Below are 18,083 nucleotides of genomic sequence, written 5' to 3'. Positions count from 1 at the left end.
CTCAGGTTCCAAACTTTGGCCACTCGCCCCGAAAGCGAGTTTTTTGGTTGTATCAGCCAAAGTTGCGCTCGCGAAGCCCCTTTTTTGTTTTCCGACCAAATTGTTGTGTCTTGTCAGAGGGTTGCCCGGACGACGGTGAACTCGCCTGTAGCGCGGTCGTCGGGATTTCAGGTCGCCCGGGATGCTCATGCCAGATGGAAAGCCTTGTTGCCATCAGCCCTGGTCGAATTCGCCCTTGAACTCGGGGTCTGTGAAGTAGGCGAGCTTTTGGGCAACGACGGGCCTTTGACCTGCGAGAAAGAGAAGCTCGGACTGGCCGGGCAGATTGCGGACCTCGTCGGGGGTCAGCAAGGGCCGGGCAACGTGGTGCGTGGACCATGTGATGCCGGATGCCTCGGCATCGAGGGCGCGGGCCATGGTCTGGAAGACGGCGGTTTCCTGTCCGAGCAGGTCGGAGATGAGGCGGGCACTTTCGTGATCGTTGACGCCAAAGATCTGAAGAACGCCGGCATTGGAGAGGAAAGTGCCGGCTTTTTGTCCGTAGGTCGCACGCAGCTGATGGATATCCTGGAGGATCGGCCAGAGCTGGACGCCATAACCGGCCATGAGGCCCATGGCGCGCTCAACCGCTGCCAGGTGTCCGAGGGCGGCGAATTCATCGAGCAGGTAGAGAACGGGAGAGGCAGGCTGTACGGGATTGCGGGCCATGTCGAGCAGGCTTTGTGTGATTAAGAGGCGCAGCCAGCGAGAATAGGTTGACAGGCGATCGGGGGGCAGGACGAGGAAGACGGTTGCGTTTTTGCGCTTCAGATCCGTGAAAGAGAAGGAACTGTCATCAAGGACGCGATGCATGCGCAGTGAATCGAGAAAGTGTGTGTGGCGCTGCGCGGCAGACAGGACACCGGCCGCTTCCCGGTCTGATTTGCCGAGATGTCGATTGGCGGCACGGGCGACCAGTCCATTTGCCGCGGTTGAGGCCTGCATCTGTTTGAGAAGGGCGACAAAGGCGTCCGGGGCGAGAGTGAGGTTCTCCCGAAGGGTCATGAGGGTGCGCCGGTCTACGGGCTCATGGCAGACGATCTGGAGGATCAGGCCGGCGACCAGGGCTTTGGCCTCCTCGTTCCAGTGGGCTTCGCCGCTCATGCCCGGTTCGTCGAAGACGAGGGCATCGGCGAGCGTTCCGGCGTCTTCGGCAAGGTCGAGGCTATCCGGGTCAAGGCTGTCCATGGGATTGAAGGTGGTGGTCCGGGTGTCGGTCGCGCCGAAGGGATCGAGAACATGGACGGCCCGAACTGTTCACGGGCACGGCCGGCGATCCTTGCGTTTTCTCCCTTGGGATCGATGCAGATGATGGAGCGATCGGCGGTCAGCAGATTTGGAATGATTGTGCCGACGCCTTTTCCGGTTCTGGTCGGTGCCATAGTGATGAGGTGGGACGGGCCGTCATAGCGCAGGAGGTTTTTCGACCTGGGGTCCCGGCCGATGATGAGGCCGGAAGACTTTTGCGACTAGGGCGCCAACTCCTTTGCTGTCGCGAAGCGGGCGGAGCCGTGGGTTTCTCCGGCGATGTTTCCAAAATGATTGATCATCGGATTGGTGATGAGACGGAACGCGATGGTCAGAAGCAGGATGACTGACGCAATGTCGAGCACGATTGCGACTATCGCCCATACGGGATCGCGTGCGGCGGCTCTTGCCATGTTCTTGAACGCGGCCCATGCCATGATTGCCTGGCTCATAAGTTTTCTTGTTTTGATTTTGTATGCGGATAAACCGGTCGGTCAGAAGCCGGTGGGACAAAGAGAGGTGGGAAGGGGAGGGCGCGCACTCATTTGGAGAGTGCCGTGCTTGGCTCTCGCCATATCCGGACATTCACTGTCATGCAACATGACCTGCCCTTGTGACCGAGGTGGGTTAATCACCTGGTTGGTGGCAACTGCGATGCGATCGTCTGATGTTGATTCTTTGTGGTCTCTGACATTGGAACTGAGCAGAAACGAAAAAACGCCCGTTCACGAGGAACGGGCGTCTGCATCACACACACCAAGAGGAGGCAGCAGCGAGACAGTCTTGGGAGGAATTTTTGGCTCAATTGAGCCGTGCACCGCTGCTGGTCTTGATATAGTGCGTCGGTATACGAGCCACCTGTGACGACCGACACCCGTGAAACATTGCAAGCTTCTGCTGCTGCCAGATGTTGCGCCACACATGCCCTGCTGTTTTTTGAACGTTGGCATTGCCGATTTCTTCGCCGGCGGCACATGCGTGGCATCCTTCCAGACTGGCACGCTGATGATGGCCGGGACGGTTTTGAGAACATCGGCATCAAGCAGATGATGATCATGAGGGATTGTTTTGTCCTTCGGACTTCACCCCGATCAGATCTGCGAACAGGTCCTTGTCGGCCTCACGGGTGAGGAAGTCGGGCAGCTCGCGGCGCAGCCAATCGGACAGACGCCGTGTGAATTCCGGATCGTTGGCGTTCTCAAGCCGGTGCAGCACGAGGGCTCCGAGCAATACCTTTCGGCGTGTGTCGCGGGTGCGCTCCTGTTTCCCCAGCCGTGCTTTCAGCGTCTTCTTTTTCGTTTCCAGTTCAGCCAGTCGCTGTTCGATGGATTTGCGTGCCATGATGATTTCCTGATGACGGTGCCACAGGGCTGCACTCTATAATTAATTTTACCGAGGAAGCAAAACGCAAAGTTGCGCAGATTGAGGCAAGCGACTATCCGCTTGCTCCGGTACCTGAAAATGAAAAAGCGCAGCGATTGGAATTTTAAGGGCGCACTTACGAGTTGATGCTCAACTCAGTGCTCGATATCCTCTTTGAGGATTAGGAGATCGGGATTGGCCGTCTATCATTGCAGCATCAAGCCAATATCGCGATCGGGCGGCCGCAGTGCCGTGGCGGCAATCGCCTATCGACCTGGCCAACGTCTGGTCAATGAGCGCGACGGCATGGTGCATGACTTCACCAAAAAACAGGGCATCGAGCACACCGAGATCGTTCTACCCGAAGGGTCATCCGCCGAGTGGGCGCGCGATCGCTCGGCTTTGTGGAATGCCGCCGAGTTTGCCGAAAACCGCAAAGACGCCCGTGTCGCTCGTGAGTTCGAGATTGCGCTTCCCCATGAGTTGTCGGCTGAAGCGCGGCTGGAGGCGGTTCGCGACTTTGCCACCGATCTTGTGAACCGCTACGGGTCGGCAGTGGACTTTGCCATTCATGCGCCGCATGTCGAAGGCGACATTCGGAACTTCCATGCACATGTGATGATGACGACACGTCGGGTCGAGGACAGCGGCTTCAGCGAGAAAACCTACATCGAGCGTGAGAACAAGTGGCTTTTGGGTCAGGGCTTGCCGGCAAGCGACATGCAGGTGCGTGACCTTCGCCGTTCCTGGGAAGGGATTGCCAATGAACATCTGGCGCGCGAGGGGTTTGATATCCGGATCGATCACCGGTCCCATGTGGATCGGGGTCTTGAGATCATTCCGACGGAGCATGTCGGGGTTCATGCGACACAGCTGCAACGGCAGGGGGTGGCGGTTGAGCGGGGCCGTCTGGATGAGGGGTCTGCGACACGCAACGCGGAGCTGATCCGGGAGAAGCCGGAAGAGGTTCTGTCGTTGATTGCGGACGAGAAGAGCGTGTTCGATCGGCATGATATTGCCCGCACACTGCATCGCTATCTCAACGAGGAGCCGCAGGTGTTCCAGAACGCGTTTGCTTCTGTCATGGCCTCGCCGGCGCTTGTGCAGCTTCAGAGCGAGGGTGTTGATCGGGAAACGGGCGAAGTGACGCGTGCGCGCTATTCAACGCGGGACATGGTGTCTCTTGAAAGCAGCATGGTGGAGCGCGCGCAGCGGATGCACGCGGCGCTTCAACGAGGGGCCGGGGACACCTCGGCGCGATTGTCGGATGAGCAGCGTGGAGCGATTGCGCATATCACTGGGAGGGAACGGATTGCGGCGGTGGTCGGGTTTGCGGGGGCGGGCAAGTCGACGATGCTGGCGGCGGCGCGCGAGGCTTGGGAGCGACAGGGGTACCGGGTTCATGGGGCGGCCTTGTCGGGGAAGGCCGCCGAAGGGTTGGAAGAGAGTTCCGGGATTGCGAGCCGCACGTTGGCGTCGTGGGAGATGGGGTGGCAGAACGACAGGCGTCCGCTCGGTCGGTGCGATGTTTTTGTGATTGACGAGGCGGGGATGATCGGCAGTCGTCAGCTGGCGCGATTTGTTGGCGAGGCTGAAGCGCGCGGCGCGAAGATCGTTCTTGTTGGCGATCATGAGCAGTTGCAGGCGATCGGGGCGGGCGCACCGTTCCGGGCTGTTGCGGAAGAGACCGGCTATGTGGAGCTGTCGGACATTCGCCGGCAGAAGGTGGACTGGCAGCGCGAGGCCTCTGTTGCCCTTGCCACCCAAAAGACCGCTGAGGCCCTGGCAGCCTATCGCGACAACGGCTCCGTTCATCTTGAGCAGGATGGGGAGGCGGCGCGCGGAGCCATCATTCGGGACTATCTGGCAGACATGGCGTCCAACCCGCAGGCAAGCCGCGTGGTCCTGGCCCATCGCCGGGCGGATGTGAAGGCTTTGAACGAAGGAATCCGGTCCACGCTCCAGGATTGGGGGAAACTGGCAAAGGGCACAGAGGCCGGTGAGGTTGGGATGGTCACCAATGACGGCATGCGGTCCTTTGCATGCGGGGACCGGATCGTCTTCCTTAAAAACAACCGCGAGCTGGGTGTCAAGAACGGAATGCTGGGCACCGTGGAGCGCATCGAAACGCCAGGGGACAACCTTGCGCCCAGGCTGGTCGCCCGGCTTGACGGCGCGGACGGCAAGAGCGTCCAGGTCGATCTGGAGACCTACAAGGCCATCGACCATGGCTATGCGACCACGATCCACAAGAGCCAGGGGGCGACCGTGGACCGGGCCTATGTTCTGGCCTCCACCACCATGGACCGGCATCTGACCTATGTCGCCATGACCCGGCACCGCACGGACGTACAGCTCTATGCCGACGCGATCGCCTTTGCCGGCCGCGCAGCGGGCCAATCTTCAAGTCAGTCTCCAGGCTAGGCGGCCGGGCACACTTCCGGCCAATCTTTTGGGCGTCTGGTCGCCCATGGTCCTACCCCCTTCGAGCATAAAGAAGGCAACGCCAGGAGCTACTTCGTCACCCTGGAGAACACAAAAGGCGAGCAGCACACGACGTGGGGTGTTGATCTGGAGCGGGCGCTTGGCGAGGCTCGGGCGGAGATTGGCGAGACGATCGGGCTTCGCCATGAGGGCTCGCAGAGCGTTCGTCTTCCCGACGGACGCACGGTAGAGCGCAATGCCTGGGCCGTGCAGAGCGGAGAGGACCTCGCATACAGCCGGCTGGCAGAGCAGCTCTCGCGCTCGGGTGCAAAGGAGACCACCCTCGACTACACCGCCGCCTTTGCCGAGCGGCGCGGGATTGCAAACGCCCTCGGCATCAACAGCGAGATTGAGGTCAAGGGGCTTGAGGGCGGCTTGGGGGATCGCCTGGCGGCCTGGCAAGCCAGGACGCCGGAAAAGCGCGTGTTCACTGTCCCCCAGGGCAGCATTGACGAACACTGGGGTGGGCCCGTCAAGGACAACGACAGGGACAGGGAACAAGTGACAAGTCCAGCCCGGGACCGGCCTGCGACTCACTCCGGCGCTATGGGGGAGCGCGTTCGCCCGCAGGCCGATCCCTCCGAGACGTTTGGCCGTGTGGCGGGTCAGGGCCTGGGTGTCGGCGAGAGAGCGAGCGGACAGAAGCTGGAACGCAGTTCAGAGCCATCCGCCCCGGTGGAAACACCGCAGGCTGGCAAGCCGGCGCGCAGTATGTTCGACGGTCTCAAGCTCAATGCCCGCCCGAGGCCGGAGCACTCCCCGGAAACCCGCGATATGGGCCAGGACAGGCTTGCTGAGCGGCTGCGCCGGCGCTCCCCGTTCGAAGCGGCTGTTGATCGTTATGCGCGGGCGTTTAGCGCCGGACAAAAGCAGCGTGAGCAGGGCTTGCCACTTCTGGAAAGTCAGAAACGGGAAATGCAGGAGGCCGGCCGCCAGCTCGAGGAGGCGCAGCCCGGTTCCCTGGAGCTGATCGGATCGGCGGTGCAGCACGATCCGCAGACCGCGCGGGCGATGGTGGAACGGTCCGGCGGGGACCGTGTCGATCATCTTGTTGCCGGCATGGAGCGTGAGCGGGCGGCGGTTGCGGATCCGGCTGTTCGGGCCGATCGCTTTGTCGAGCGCTGGCAGGAGTTGACGGCCGAGCGCCGGGAGCTGCTTGGGCGACAGGAGACGCAGACGCGCGGCAGGGTCGAATCTGATATGCGCGATTTGACGAAAAGCCTTCAGCGCGATCCGCAGATGGCGCAGGTGCTTCAAAGTCGGTCGAAGGACCTTGGACTTGACCATATCGGCCAAGAAAAGAGCCTTGCCAAAGACCTGGAACGGCAAATTGCGCGAGAGCAAAAGCGCGACAAGAGCCACGGACTGGAATTGTAAGGGACACGATGACGGACGCGCACGCGGACTTTGAACGGGACGATAGGAAAACGGCCGGCGATCCGGCTCAGGCTTTTGAGGATTTGCGCCAGGCAGTAGAAAAACTCTCACGTGAGATCGGCGGAGAAATGACCGTGATCCGCAAGGGCGTCGAGACGGCCTTCGATCAGTTTGACAGGATCGGTCAGCCGGTCGACTACAGTGCCGATCTCGGCCGTCTGATGGAAAACCTTGCCCGGAACGGGGAGCGTCTCCAGGCGATCGAGAAACTGCCGGTGCTCCGGCTTCAGCCCGCCCAGCTGACCCGCGCCGCCGAACAGGGCGGGGACAGGCTGGTAAAATCACTAGCGCGTAAAGTGGATGATGCTACCAGCGATCTGGCGCGCGAAGCCCGGAATCTCGCTGCCTATACCAAAAGCGCACGAGACCGGGAAACCCAGACCAGAAACCTGTACTTTGCCGGCCTTGGTGGACTGGTGGCCGGAATGCTCCTGGTCGGTGTGGTGCTGTTCTGTCTTCCCGATACTCTGGCCGCGCGGGCATCTGCCTTCTTCATGCATGACACGCGCTGGAATGCCGGCTTTGCCCTCATGAGCGCCGAAGACCCGGTCGGCGCGCAGTTCATGAATGCAGCCAGCCAGCTGGTTTATGACAATCACGACACCGTCGAGAAATGCCGCGCCGCCGCCGCAAAGACCGGGCGTGACCAGACATGCACCATTGTCGTGCCCGGAAACTGAAGGATGAGAGGAACGTCTATCGCGCTCCGGGAGCTCAAATCTGGCTGGGGAGCAGTGGCGCATTGCTGCGCAGTCGCCGCCTAAGAAGCGGAGGTGTGCGGGGCAGGGTCATTGTTAGGACCATTCGATTCCGCCCTCCACGGCAACGGGGAGCTTCGCTGCGGGCGGGTTCCCCAAGTAGCAATACGGAGCATGTGCCTCCTGTATTGTTCTGAATTATATGGCATTGCCTTGTGCGCAACGTAAGCGTTGTTCCACACAATCAATTGGTTTCGGGAACATTCGGCGACATGGGATTTCCCTTCCTGTTCCAGGATATTGTACATATTTTTGATGAATCCCTGATTTTCAATCAGCGCTCTTGAGTATGCAAAGCTTCCAAGACTGATATAGCACCCTTCTCCTTTCATTCCCTTTCGGAATAACGGATGCGTGGCTGATTTCATCGTCTTGTCTGCCTTGGGGTTGGAGTGTTCAACATCCACTTCACACGGGTTTCTGCCACAGAATTTTTCGATTAGAGAACACGCTCTCTTGGGCAAATCTCTTGTATCAAGAGAAATAAACTTTGTGCCCCCACCGACTTCAGGGGCGTCCAAGCAGTAAAGGGCCGTGTATCCTCCTGAAATAGAAGTTGTCGTATAGTCTGTGTGCCAATTTCTCCCAAATCGATACAGGTCGGAGAGTTGTCCGTCCTCCCCATGGCTTTTCAAATCTAAGACAACATTGCTACCGTTGGCGTGGAATGACTTTAACTCCACGGGAGTTCCTAGCGCGTGCGCGAGACGCTCAAGATGGTGAACTTGCAGGTGCACGTTTTGAATGATCAACACCCCAATGCCCTGGCTGAGTTGATCAACAATTATGTCGATGAGTGACGTAGCTTGGTCCGCGACTACGACGGTTTTTACAAAGTAGTCCATGCTCAGACCGCCATCCCTAAGGTATGGTCCGTTCTATTGGCTTTGAACCAGAAACGGCTAAGATTTCTCTCTCCCGCGAATGCCGTCCTACCATGAAGCATGGAAGTATTATCCAGAATAACAAAATCGCCATCTTCAAGCAAAAAATATCTAGAATATGCCGGTGAATTGCTATTTTGAATGATACAATCATATAGACTGACGTCTTCTTTGCTCTTGAACATGGCAGACAATGCAAATGGTGTGAAAGCGAACTCTGCCCGTTCAGTATTTGGGTTCATCTTCACAAACGGCTTTTCCACACGGATTTTCTGTCTTGAGTATATGACGTCTATCTGTTGGTGCGCTCGCAAGCGCTCCTTCAGATACTCCATGTGATGATCGGACAAGAGCGACCTGATATCTATTATGATAGACAATCCACCGGACGAAGCTGCTTTCGAGCATCCCAACATAACGATATCCGGCATGGTTTCATGATAGGCGCTGTCACAGTGGGCAGGTTGCCCCTTCACAGTGTAAATAAGCTCTCGATGTTCGCCATCCCGTGGCTTGATCTCCAGGCTTTGGTCACCTCGGTTATTCTGTGCCATGAGGTCGCCGATGTCCCCATGATCTAACCAAGAGGGCAACCTGGCGTGAGTCTCTCCGGGCTTGAAGTATCCTTTGATGAGCGCAAAACCTTGACTGGCGAACGATTTGCGGAATTCGCTCAATGAGCAAGAATAGGAAGGCTTGTTAATGTTTTTTTCTTCCCCGAAATCCTCATAATCGAAGCAATTTCGGAGAAACTGAGCGGGGAATGTTACGGCTGAATTCATCGTTCCCAAGCCTCGCTAAGCCGATAGTTGAGCTAGTTCACCGTTAAAAGTTCTCAGATCCCAAGAGTAAAGGCTCATAATCTCGAGTGCCCCGGGCCAGTAAGTCAGCGTTTCATCGGCAATTTCCCCAAAATTTTCAATGTAACTACTGAAGAAATCCAGATTCCTTTGCGCAATCTTATCCGGTTCAACAAGCATCTCGTTTTCCCTGTAATCGTTAGACGAGTGATGGACGAATTTTCCTGTTGGCAATTTTTTACAAAGATCTTGATACTGCTGAGTCTGGAGTATCCAATAATGCCAAATATTATCTATTTCCTCTGAAAATAGGACTTCTCCTTTTAGATCGTCGTGGCAGCAAAGCATTAAGAACTTCAGAAGCTCAGAAATTTTAGTCCTGAGTTCTGTTTCGTCTTTGTGGGGAAATTTTTGAGTGAAATATAGAAACATTGGCTCATCCAGAAATGTTTCCAATATTTGTTCTTTAGTTATATTCGACACTCTTGTCCTCCTGTTCCTGAAAGTGAATTACTCGAGAGAAATTATCGGTGTTGTCAGCATCTTGCGTCGCAATGATCACGGTACAATCGAGATTGACCAACAAATCGGAAATTTTTCTCGCAAGCCTCTTCTCGATGTTAGCGAACGGCTCATCGATCAATATTATTGGAGCGTTGCTTGTTATCGCTCGCGCTAGGTGTATTCTCTTCAGTTGCCCTTGTGAAAAGGACGGCGCATTACTGGAAAAATCGATTTCATTGTCTGCCGGTATCGCCAGGTCTAGCGACTTCAATATTTCATAAGCGCTCACATTTGTGTCCCGATCGAAGAAATGCAGATTTTCTGTCAAGGTCGTCGGATAAATAACCGGAGATGCCGAATTGTATGTCACATCGGGCCTCGAAAGCCGGGGGATATAGGCGGATGTGTCATGCCTGATAATGATTTCGCCGCGTTTGATGGGTATCAATCTCGCAATTGCCCGCAAGAGTGAACTCTTGCCGCAGCCGGAAGGGCCTACCAGTGCCAGCTTGTCTCCTTTGTGAACACGAAGGTTTTTCAGAGCACTAGTTAATCGGGCTCCTCTGATCTCGACATTCCGGCATTCGATTTGAAACTCTGCTTCAGAGTTTGGAGTGTCCTGCGACCTAAATGAAGTTGCCGTATTGCTGATCAGGTCCCAGGTGGCAGATACGAATGACCAGCTCAGTTGAGCCTGCCGTATCGAAGTGCTCAGCATTTCCAAACGACGGGTTAGCGTGAACAGGAGCATGTTCACCAGTATGACCGCGCTAAGATCTACGGAACCAGACGTGTAGCCTTGATAGAAATAAATATTGTGAAATATTATTGACAATAATATTGGCGAGAACTGAACCAGGGCGAGTATTGATCTCTTCAAATTGTATTTAAGGATAGCATCCCTGCTCTTTTCTAGGTATATTGATAGTAGTTTTGATGATTTGTTAATTGCGTTCAGTGCGAGTGTTTCATCGGAGGCTATCATCAGTGATGTCAAAACACTGTCCACACGCGTCTGTGTATCGCGTGTGTCGGCCGCAAGCCCTTTGAGCTTTAAGAGAGCATAATGATTAAACAAAAAATATACGAAAATAGTAAAAGAAAACGATATTATAAGATGAGAATAAAATATCGCAATAACAGAAATTGAAAATAAGACATCGAAAATCACTGGAATGATCGAAAATATAACATTTGTCGTGAATTCTCTTAAGCTCTTACTTGAATGCATCAATCTTGATGCAATTCTCTCACGAGATTCGCTATTTGGCGACAGTCCTCTCATCGCCTCGACATATGTCTTCGAAAGGTATGACTTTATGTATTCCCCGTCCCAAAGGGCGTAGGCAATCCATCTCGGCTCAAACAACAACCGTGCCACGACGAACGTCAGAACGAAGTAGACGAGCATGCCGACAAATTCGTCCGAGCTTTTCTCAGCTAGTGAAAAAGCTTTTGACAGGAAGTATGTTGACAAGGTGTTCAGAAGAGAGAAAGTTATTGACGTTACAATAGCAACTAACAATCCAACTTTCGCATATGTCTTTTGCTTTTTAGCAATTTCTATTAATAATTCTATCATCATTGGCTTTACAAATGACCACTCCGATTTCCTTCGGAGTGGTCTGCTTAATCAGAACGGCAAAGCAGTGCAGTTTGGATTTCCGTCACAGAGCGTGTCGCGACAAGCAATTGCTTCTGCCAACATGGCTTTCTTTGCATCGGAAATGACAGCTTTTTTGATTGTGATGGACATATTTGCTCCTTTAAAATCACTCGATTATCCCAGATTCCCCTTCGCGGAAGGGCAATCATAGGGTGCGGATAGAACGATAAAAAATCTAAGGTTGGTGTACTTTTTGGCGCATCAGCGCGCGTTATACCAACCATCAAATGAATTGACTCATGTTTGGGCTTCCGGTTTCCCCCTCAGTCAGGGTAGTTGCCGCTTGGTTTTTAAAATGTTTGATGGACTGAGTTGGGCGGAGAACGGAAACGAACGTGGCTTATTTGTAGCGACTTGCATTTATCCGCGGCTCGGATTGCAAACATCCCGAATTTTAGCTCGAATTAAGTGCACCTATCCGGTGCGGTAAACTCACATTCAGTGCGACTGAGATCATATTATTTGCAACGGGATCGCAATCATCCGGTTTGGATCCCTTTATTTGCGAACGGTTCAATGCAGCAGAGCCCTTGCGCCACAGCACTTCTTGTATTTCTTGCCCGAGCCGCATGGACAGGGTTCGTTGCGGCCGGTTTTCGGGCCTTGCCGGACAAAAGTTCCGGTTGGCGCTGAATAGGAATTACGATCCGCCAGAAAGTACCGGTGCATACGCATGACACCTGCGGCGGCACCCGCCAGCAATTTTTCCCGTTGCTCAGTTGAAATCGGTTCCTTGAAGGGGCGGATTTCAGGGTCTGGATGATGCTCATAGGCTAGCGCCCAAATTGGCACCATTGCCCCAGCTTCCTTGTCCTCATCGATAAACTCCGCCCAAATAGGGAAGCGGAGTTTCGTGCCGTGCAGAAAACCGTTGGCCCAATCATTGGCCTGGAAGTTGCCGTTTTCGTCTTCCAACACAAGGGGCCAATAGACGTCTTCGGAATCGAGCTGACGGTTCACGTGGTTCCAATGCCGGTTGACCAGTTCTACGAACTGAAGAGCTTCCTTTTCAGTCTCAAAATCAAGATCGACATCTTCCGAAGAGCCGCGTTGCAGCACTTCCATATATTCACTCGGCTTGACGAGATCCGAACAACACGCGAGGGCTGCAAAGAAGCCGTCCAAGGCCTCGATGTTGGGGATCGCGCCGCCTTTGACGCGGCCGAGGAACACGTTCAGCTGTTGCTCTTCGCTGTCGGACAGCTCGGTATTGAGATTCATAGCGGCAAACCTGCCCTTCTCATGAGTGTTGAAAGTTCGTCGATCCTGTCTGTATCCAACTGACCTTTGAGAAAGCGTCGGATTCCCGGGAGACGGGTATCGGTCAGATCGGCAAAGGCCTCCGGGCTATATCCGATCCGGGCGTAACCGTCTGAAAACTCAAGATTTCCGCAAATTTTCATACGATGATTTCCAGACGCGGTAAACAGACAAGTTTCCGCCGTGAAATCAGAATGGCCGTTTCGCTTATTTTGACCGGCTGGAAAACGTCCGTTTCCTGAACGCCCCATTCGCAAATAAAGGGATCCAAACCGGATGATTGCGATCCCGTTGCAAATAATATGATCTCAGTCGCACTGAATGTGAGTTTACCCCACCGGATAGATGCACTTAATTCGAGCGAAAAAGCGCGATGTTTGCAATCCGAGCCGCGGATAGATGCAAGTCGCTACAGGTAGTGACAGCGGCCAGGGCCGCTTGAGTGGCCTATTGGCCACGGGGGACGCTGCGCTCCCCTCCCCCTCGCAATGGCCTGGCCCATGCCCGTCGCCGGCGCAGATTCTGCGCTCCGCCGGCGGAGGTTCCGCCATAGCCGCTGTAAACAGTGGTAGGCCGTATTCTGTGGCGGAACATGCGGCGGCTCTTTTCGAGAGCCAGGCGGCCGAAGGCCGCAAATTTTCTGAGTGATTTCTGGGGGCGCTGCCCCCAACGCCGTATCAAGGGGCCGTGTCCTCGCCGTTCCGGCTGCGGGCCGCACCAACCCCTTGACACTCTGCCCCCCGCGTTCGCCACGTGGCAGAGGTGCAAGGGATTGCACCTGTTTATTTATCTGCGTTGAGCACGTCAGCGATTTCGTCAACCGTCATTTCACGTCCGACTAGGTTGGCGCGAATGGGTTCGAATTGCCGCACCATTCGATAGTACACGCCGACCTTTGGCGAGTGAGAGTTCATGCTCCGGCCTTTGAAATCCTGGAAACGCTCCATTTCGTCCACCAGGAACTGTGCAATGCCCATGTACTCGGTTTCGTTATTACCGTCGAAGCCGATGAACTTGGGGTCTTTGCCGCGGTAGGGCACAACTTTTTCCAACCGTTCCCTGTCTGCCTTGGAGAAGGCAGCATATGCACGCTCAATGAAAACCCACATATCGAGGGTATCGACCACGAGCTTAAGTGCCTGGCGGCTATCGGTATGGGAGTGCAGTACGCCGGTTAGCTCCCAATCCAGGGCCCAGAAATGGCCCCCGTAGAGGGCTTTCTGTATCAGCTTTACGGTGTCCTGGTTCTCATAGTCTGGGAGGTTTTTAAGCAGCTCTGACAACATCCAGACAATCAGGCGATTAGGCTTATTCAGCCTGAGTTCTTCGTCTTTGTCTGATCGCGTCAATGCAACTTCCAGCAGCCGGCGAACAGCCTCCGCCCGTGACGGTGCGTCGTCCTGGTCCCCTCGCCAGTGGTCTACCCTGTTCAGCAGCTCGCTATCGAGCCGCATTTCAAAACGTTCAGTCTTTGCCATATTCCGCATCTCCAATTTAGAATTATCGTACATGATACGTATCTTACGTACTATTGTACGACATTACGGAACTTGCGTCAACGAGTTTGGAGAAGGTTCTCCAACCAGTAGTAGAGTGGCAGAACGTAAGGCTTGACGTAGCCGTGGGTGCAAATGCACCACACTGACCAGCGCCCGGCGTCAGTTTTGGTTTGATTTCTTTAACGATTGATGCCATATAATGAGGCAACAGGCTTGCAGCGTGCTGCAAGTACAAGGGTCGCCTAAGAGAAGTCTTAGCGGCCTTTGCTTTTTGTGCTAAAAGTTTTCCATGAGAACAATTGTTTATGTAGACGAGTTTAACCTGTATTTTCGCTTATTGAAGCAACGGCCACACCTACGATGGCTGAATATAAAGACTTTATCGGACAATATTCTTAGCGAAGAAAACGATGTCATCGCTGTTAAATACTATACAGTGCGCGTGTCTTCTCGTCTGAAAGCCGAATCGCCAGCTCACCAGCAAATCTATTTAGATGCCCTTTCCACCGTGCCAGAGGTATCGGTGTATATGGGTATGTTCCTCACCTCCGAGAAGTTCGCCCCGTTGGTGCATCCGCCCGAGTTTCGGCCGGGACGAGATTTTGACGAGCCATGGCCAGACGTGGTGCGCATCCTCAAAACAGAGGAAAAAGGTAGTGACGTTAACCTGGCCAGTCATCTGCTGTTTGATGCGTTCCGCGACCACTACGATGTAGCTGCAGTCGTTTCGAATGACAGTGACTTGGTGGAGCCTATCCGTTTGGTTACCCAGGAGATTGGCAAGCCGGTCGGTTTGTTGTCACCGGTCAGAAGCCCGAATCCGGAGCTAGAAGCCGCTTCATCGTTCGTGAAGCGTATCCGACCGAGCCATCTGCAGGCCGCGCAATTCCATAATCCACTGACCATGGCTGACGGCCGCGAGCTAACGAAACCCGGGCATTGGGTGGAAGAAGGCTAAGAATATGAGTTTGATCGCTGACTTTTTGGCGAAAGTCGAAACTGTGCACAAGACGGGCATTGCCCGCGAGCACGCTTACCGCCCTGCCCTACATGACCTCCTTCAAGCTCTCGGCGACGACATCACCCCGGTGAATGATCCGGCGAAAAGCAAAGTCGGTGCTCCCGATTTCATTGTCCTCCAGGACGGTATTGCTATTGGCCATGTCGAAGCGAAGGATATCGACATCGCGCTTCAGGGCATGAAAGGCCCGAACAAGGAACAGCAAGATCGCTATCGGGCCGCCCTTCCCAACCTTGTCTACACCAACTGCCTCGATTGGGATTTCTACCGCGATGGCGAGCTAGTCGCTTCTGTCTCCATTGCTGACCTACTGATGGGCATTCAGCCCAAGCCGGATCAATACCAAACCCTGGAAAACCTGCTTCGCGAATTCGCTGCGGAGCGTCCCCAGACCATCACCGCGCCCAAGGAGCTAGCGGTGCGTATGGCCGGGAAAGCGCAGCTCATAAAGGATGTTCTAAGCAATACGTTGCGCGACGACAAAGACAGGCAGACTGACCTGGCAAAGCAATATGAGGCGTTCAAGGAGAATCTAATCCACGACATCACGCCCGAGGATTTCGCGGATATCTACGCTGAAACCATTGCCTACGGCATGTTCGCAGCACGCCTCCACGATACTACGCTCGACACGTTCAGCCGCCAGGAAGCCCTAGACCTCTTGCCGAAGTCCAATCCGTTCCTGCGCAGTCTGTTCACCTATGTCGCGGGCTATGACCTGGACGACCGTATCGCCTGGATCATCGACGACCTGGCCCGCGTGTTCCAAGCCTGCGATGTGGCAAAGCTCATGGAGGGCTTTGGCAAGCTAACTGGCCAGAACGACCCATTTCTCCATTTCTACGAAACCTTCCTTGCCGCTTACAATCCAGCCAAGCGCAAGGCACGTGGCGTCTGGTACACGCCAGAGCCGGTCGTGAATTTCATAGTTCGGGCCGTCGACGAGGTGCTGCAATCCGAATTCGGATTGCCAGACGGGCTAGCTGACACGTCTAAGGTCACGATCGACTGGGATACAGGGCAGCGCGCTCGTACGCAGAAAGGCGACTTCCGCAAGGACGGAAAAAACATCATCGAAAAGCGTTCAGTTCACCGGGTACAAATCCTCGACCCGGCCACTGGCACCGGCACCTTTCTGGCGGAGGTCATCAAGCAAATTGCGCCCAAAGTGCAGGGCGTCGCGCCGGGCATGTGGTCGCAATACATCGAGCAGGACCTCATCCCTCGCCTGCACGGGTTCGAGCTGCTTATGGCTTCTTATGCCATGTGCCACATGAAGCTCGACATGATCCTGACCGAGCTGGGATATCAGCCGACCAAGGAGCCGCCGCGCCTTTCCGTCTTTTTGACCAACTCACTGGAAGAAGGCGAACCCGCTAACCAGACCCTCCCCTTCACCCAATGGCTGTCACGCGAGGCTAAGGGGGCCAATACCATTAAACGCGACATGCCAATTATGTGTGTGGTCGGGAATCCGCCGTATCTGGGCGAAGGTGGTTTGTCCGAAGGCTGGCTGGGTGAGCTAATGGACGATTACAAGAAAGAGCCAGGTGGCATAGTAAAGCTTCAAGAACGAAATCCTAAATGGTTGAACGACCTTTATGTGAAGTTCATCCGCATGTCTTCACATTTAATCGAGAAGAACGGTGAAGGTATTTTGGGATTCATCACCAACCACGGTTATTTGGATAATCCTACCTTCCGAGGAATGCGTTGGCATTTATTGACGACTTTCGACCGGATTTGGGTTCTGGACTTGCACGGAAATGCAAAAAAGAAGGAGGTGTCGCCTGACGGCTCACCCGATAAGAATGTCTTTGATATTCAACAGGGTGTTGCCATTTTGATCTGCGTGATGAATCAGAATTCTGGCGACAAAATAGCAAAGGTTATGCACGGCCACGTATGGGGACAGAGGAGTTTAAAGTACAAATTCCTTGAAAGTAGATCAATAACAGATTCTATTTTCATTGAAACACAGCCTAAAGCTCCAAATTATTTTTTTCCGCCTCATGATTATGAGCTTGAGGCGCAGTATGAGTCTGGATTTAATATTAAGGACTTTTTCCAAGTCAGTGTTCTTGGTTTTCAGACACATCGGGACAAGTTTGCTGTTGCCGAGACAAAGAACGAAATTGAGCGCCGTTTGGATGATATGCTCGATGAGAGCCTAACAGATGCCGAATTTCATCGGCGCTACGGAACCAAAAACAATAGAGACTGGTCGCTGGAGAAACAGAGGAGAGCGCTATCGCACGATAAGCGGCGGAATGAGGCACTAACCAAGTGCCTATACAGACCTTTCGATGAAAGGTGGTGCCACCTTTCTTATAGAATGATGGATTATCCAAGGACAGAAATCGTTCAGCATGTCTTGAACCGCGAAAATATCTGCTTGCTCGCGTCTAGGCAGTTGGCAACGCAGGGCTACCGACACGTACTAGTGACGAATTTGCCCGCAGAAAGCTGTGCGATTTCGTTGAAGACAAAGGAGCAAAACCAAGTTCTTCCACTATACCTCTATCCGGACGAACAGGACTTGGACCAAACTCGCCGCGTCAATTTCGATCCCAAGCTATTTGCCAATCTTCAGAAGCTGGCGAAGCATCCCAAACATGGCATGCCCGATGAGATCCAAATCTTCGATTACATTTATGGCGTTCTGCATTGCCCTGCCTACCGCGAGACCTACGCCGAGTTCCTGAAAGTCGACTTTCCCCGCATTCCCTGGCCGTCGTCGCCCGATGAGTTTTGGGACGTTTCCGCCAAGGGTGCCCAGCTTCGCAACCTGCACCTTATGGAACCAGCTGCCATTGGCCAGACCCCTTATCCCTTCACAGGTGAAGGCGATAACGTCGTGGACAAGCCGCGCTTCGAGAACGACAAAGTCTGGATCAACAAGACCCAGTGTTTCGCGGATGTGCCCGAGGTTTCCTGGAGCTTCTATATCGGCGGCTATCAGCCTGCCCAGAAATGGCTGAAGGACCGTAAGGCGCGCGCGTTATCCTTCGACGATGTGAAGCATTATCAGAGGATTCTGAAAATCTTGGCTGGGACCGACCGCATCATGAAGACCATCACGATGGAAATTCATAAGTCATAACTTTCGGGCCACACCCCT

12 protein-coding genes and 2 pseudogenes are annotated in these 18,083 nt (G+C 54.3%); 4 read left to right on the top strand and 10 right to left on the bottom strand.

Annotation, left to right across the window (positions count from 1 at the left end; genetic code table 11):
- Positions 1 to 213: 213 nt before the first annotated feature.
- Both FIV00_RS03530 and FIV00_RS03525 read right to left on the bottom strand, forming a co-directional pair.
- A pseudogene (locus tag FIV00_RS03530) lies at positions 214 to 1,739 on the bottom strand (type IV secretory system conjugative DNA transfer family protein).
- 601 nt (positions 1,740 to 2,340) lie between these two features.
- Entirely contained in the window at positions 2,341 to 2,628 is a 288-nt protein-coding gene (locus FIV00_RS03525) for a mobilization protein (RefSeq protein WP_152499485.1), read from the bottom strand.
- A gap of 216 nt (positions 2,629 to 2,844) precedes the next feature.
- On the opposite strand from FIV00_RS03525, the pseudogene traA reads away from it, so the two are divergent.
- Both traA and FIV00_RS03515 read left to right on the top strand, forming a co-directional pair.
- Positions 2,845 to 6,510: pseudogene (gene traA / locus FIV00_RS03520) on the top strand (Ti-type conjugative transfer relaxase TraA).
- An 8-nt stretch (positions 6,511 to 6,518) separates the two neighbouring features.
- Positions 6,519 to 7,250, top strand: a complete 732-nt coding sequence (locus FIV00_RS03515; RefSeq protein WP_152499484.1) for a DUF6118 family protein — start codon at positions 6,519 to 6,521, stop codon at positions 7,248 to 7,250.
- Positions 7,251 to 7,330: 80 nt separating this feature from the next.
- Here the strand turns inward: FIV00_RS03515 and FIV00_RS03510 are convergent, their stop codons facing one another.
- The 8 genes from FIV00_RS03510 to FIV00_RS03480 form a co-directional block, all read right to left on the bottom strand.
- On the bottom strand, positions 7,331 to 8,173 hold the full coding sequence (locus FIV00_RS03510) for a TauD/TfdA family dioxygenase (RefSeq protein ID WP_152499483.1): 843 nt from the start codon (positions 8,171 to 8,173) through the stop codon (positions 7,331 to 7,333).
- Positions 8,174 to 8,175: 2 nt separating this feature from the next.
- On the bottom strand, positions 8,176 to 8,994 hold the full coding sequence (locus FIV00_RS03505; protein WP_152499482.1) for a TauD/TfdA family dioxygenase: 819 nt from the start codon (positions 8,992 to 8,994) through the stop codon (positions 8,176 to 8,178).
- Between the two features lie 15 nt (positions 8,995 to 9,009).
- Positions 9,010 to 9,495, bottom strand: a complete 486-nt coding sequence (locus FIV00_RS03500; protein ID WP_152499481.1) for a hypothetical protein — start codon at positions 9,493 to 9,495, stop codon at positions 9,010 to 9,012.
- Complete coding sequence (locus FIV00_RS03495) at positions 9,479 to 11,101, bottom strand: ABC transporter ATP-binding protein (protein ID WP_152499480.1); 1,623 nt, start codon at positions 11,099 to 11,101, stop codon at positions 9,479 to 9,481. The genes FIV00_RS03500 and FIV00_RS03495 overlap by 17 nt, the downstream gene beginning before the upstream one ends.
- 48 nt (positions 11,102 to 11,149) lie before the next feature.
- Complete coding sequence (locus FIV00_RS30410) at positions 11,150 to 11,272, bottom strand: hypothetical protein (RefSeq protein ID WP_256366673.1); 123 nt, start codon at positions 11,270 to 11,272, stop codon at positions 11,150 to 11,152.
- 423 nt (positions 11,273 to 11,695) lie between these two features.
- Complete coding sequence (locus FIV00_RS03490) at positions 11,696 to 12,403, bottom strand: UPF0149 family protein (protein WP_152499479.1); 708 nt, start codon at positions 12,401 to 12,403, stop codon at positions 11,696 to 11,698.
- A complete protein-coding gene (locus FIV00_RS03485) occupies positions 12,400 to 12,585 on the bottom strand; it encodes a hypothetical protein (RefSeq protein ID WP_152499478.1) in 186 nt (61 codons plus the stop codon). Before FIV00_RS03485 ends, FIV00_RS03490 begins: the two co-directional genes overlap by 4 nt.
- 639 nt (positions 12,586 to 13,224) lie before the next feature.
- Positions 13,225 to 13,920 carry a YfbU family protein gene (locus FIV00_RS03480; protein WP_152499477.1) on the bottom strand — a complete coding sequence of 232 codons (696 nt, stop codon included), beginning with the start codon at positions 13,918 to 13,920 and terminating at the stop codon, positions 13,225 to 13,227.
- A 310-nt stretch (positions 13,921 to 14,230) separates the two neighbouring features.
- Between FIV00_RS03480 and FIV00_RS03475 the strand changes: the two genes are divergently transcribed.
- Together FIV00_RS03475 and FIV00_RS03470 are read left to right on the top strand one after the other, a co-directional pair.
- The gene (locus FIV00_RS03475; protein WP_152499476.1) at positions 14,231 to 14,899 is read left to right on the top strand and encodes an NYN domain-containing protein; all 669 of its coding nucleotides are present in this window, start codon (positions 14,231 to 14,233) and stop codon (positions 14,897 to 14,899) included.
- Between the two features lie 4 nt (positions 14,900 to 14,903).
- Positions 14,904 to 18,065, top strand: coding sequence for a type ISP restriction/modification enzyme (locus tag FIV00_RS03470; protein ID WP_152499475.1), 3,162 nt, complete (start codon positions 14,904 to 14,906; stop codon positions 18,063 to 18,065).
- Positions 18,066 to 18,083: the final 18 nt, after the last annotated feature.

The sequence above is a fragment of the Labrenzia sp. THAF82 genome (assembly GCF_009363435.1).
In the GTDB taxonomy this organism is placed as follows: domain Bacteria; phylum Pseudomonadota; class Alphaproteobacteria; order Rhizobiales; family Stappiaceae; genus Roseibium; species Roseibium porphyridii.
The sequence above is the reverse complement of the archived record's forward strand: the minus strand, read 5'-3'. Positions and strand labels throughout refer to the sequence as shown.

What these genes read in the sequence shown, in the direction of transcription:
- FIV00_RS03490 (WP_152499479.1), bottom strand. Translation starts at nt 12,403, where the DNA reads ATGAATCTCAATACCGAGCTGTCCGACAGCGAAGAGCAACAGCTGAAC.
- FIV00_RS03475 (WP_152499476.1), top strand. Translation starts at nt 14,231, where the DNA reads ATGAGAACAATTGTTTATGTAGACGAGTTTAACCTGTATTTTCGCTTA.
- FIV00_RS03495 (WP_152499480.1), bottom strand. Translation starts at nt 11,101, where the DNA reads ATGATGATAGAATTATTAATAGAAATTGCTAAAAAGCAAAAGACATAT.
- FIV00_RS03510 (WP_152499483.1), bottom strand. Translation starts at nt 8,173, where the DNA reads ATGGACTACTTTGTAAAAACCGTCGTAGTCGCGGACCAAGCTACGTCA.
- FIV00_RS03470 (WP_152499475.1), top strand. Translation starts at nt 14,904, where the DNA reads ATGAGTTTGATCGCTGACTTTTTGGCGAAAGTCGAAACTGTGCACAAG.
- FIV00_RS03525 (WP_152499485.1), bottom strand. Translation starts at nt 2,628, where the DNA reads ATGGCACGCAAATCCATCGAACAGCGACTGGCTGAACTGGAAACGAAA.
- FIV00_RS03480 (WP_152499477.1), bottom strand. Translation starts at nt 13,920, where the DNA reads ATGGCAAAGACTGAACGTTTTGAAATGCGGCTCGATAGCGAGCTGCTG.
- FIV00_RS30410 (WP_256366673.1), bottom strand. Translation starts at nt 11,272, where the DNA reads ATGTCCATCACAATCAAAAAAGCTGTCATTTCCGATGCAAAGAAAGCC.
- FIV00_RS03485 (WP_152499478.1), bottom strand. Translation starts at nt 12,585, where the DNA reads ATGAAAATTTGCGGAAATCTTGAGTTTTCAGACGGTTACGCCCGGATC.
- FIV00_RS03515 (WP_152499484.1), top strand. Translation starts at nt 6,519, where the DNA reads ATGACGGACGCGCACGCGGACTTTGAACGGGACGATAGGAAAACGGCC.
- FIV00_RS03505 (WP_152499482.1), bottom strand. Translation starts at nt 8,994, where the DNA reads ATGAATTCAGCCGTAACATTCCCCGCTCAGTTTCTCCGAAATTGCTTC.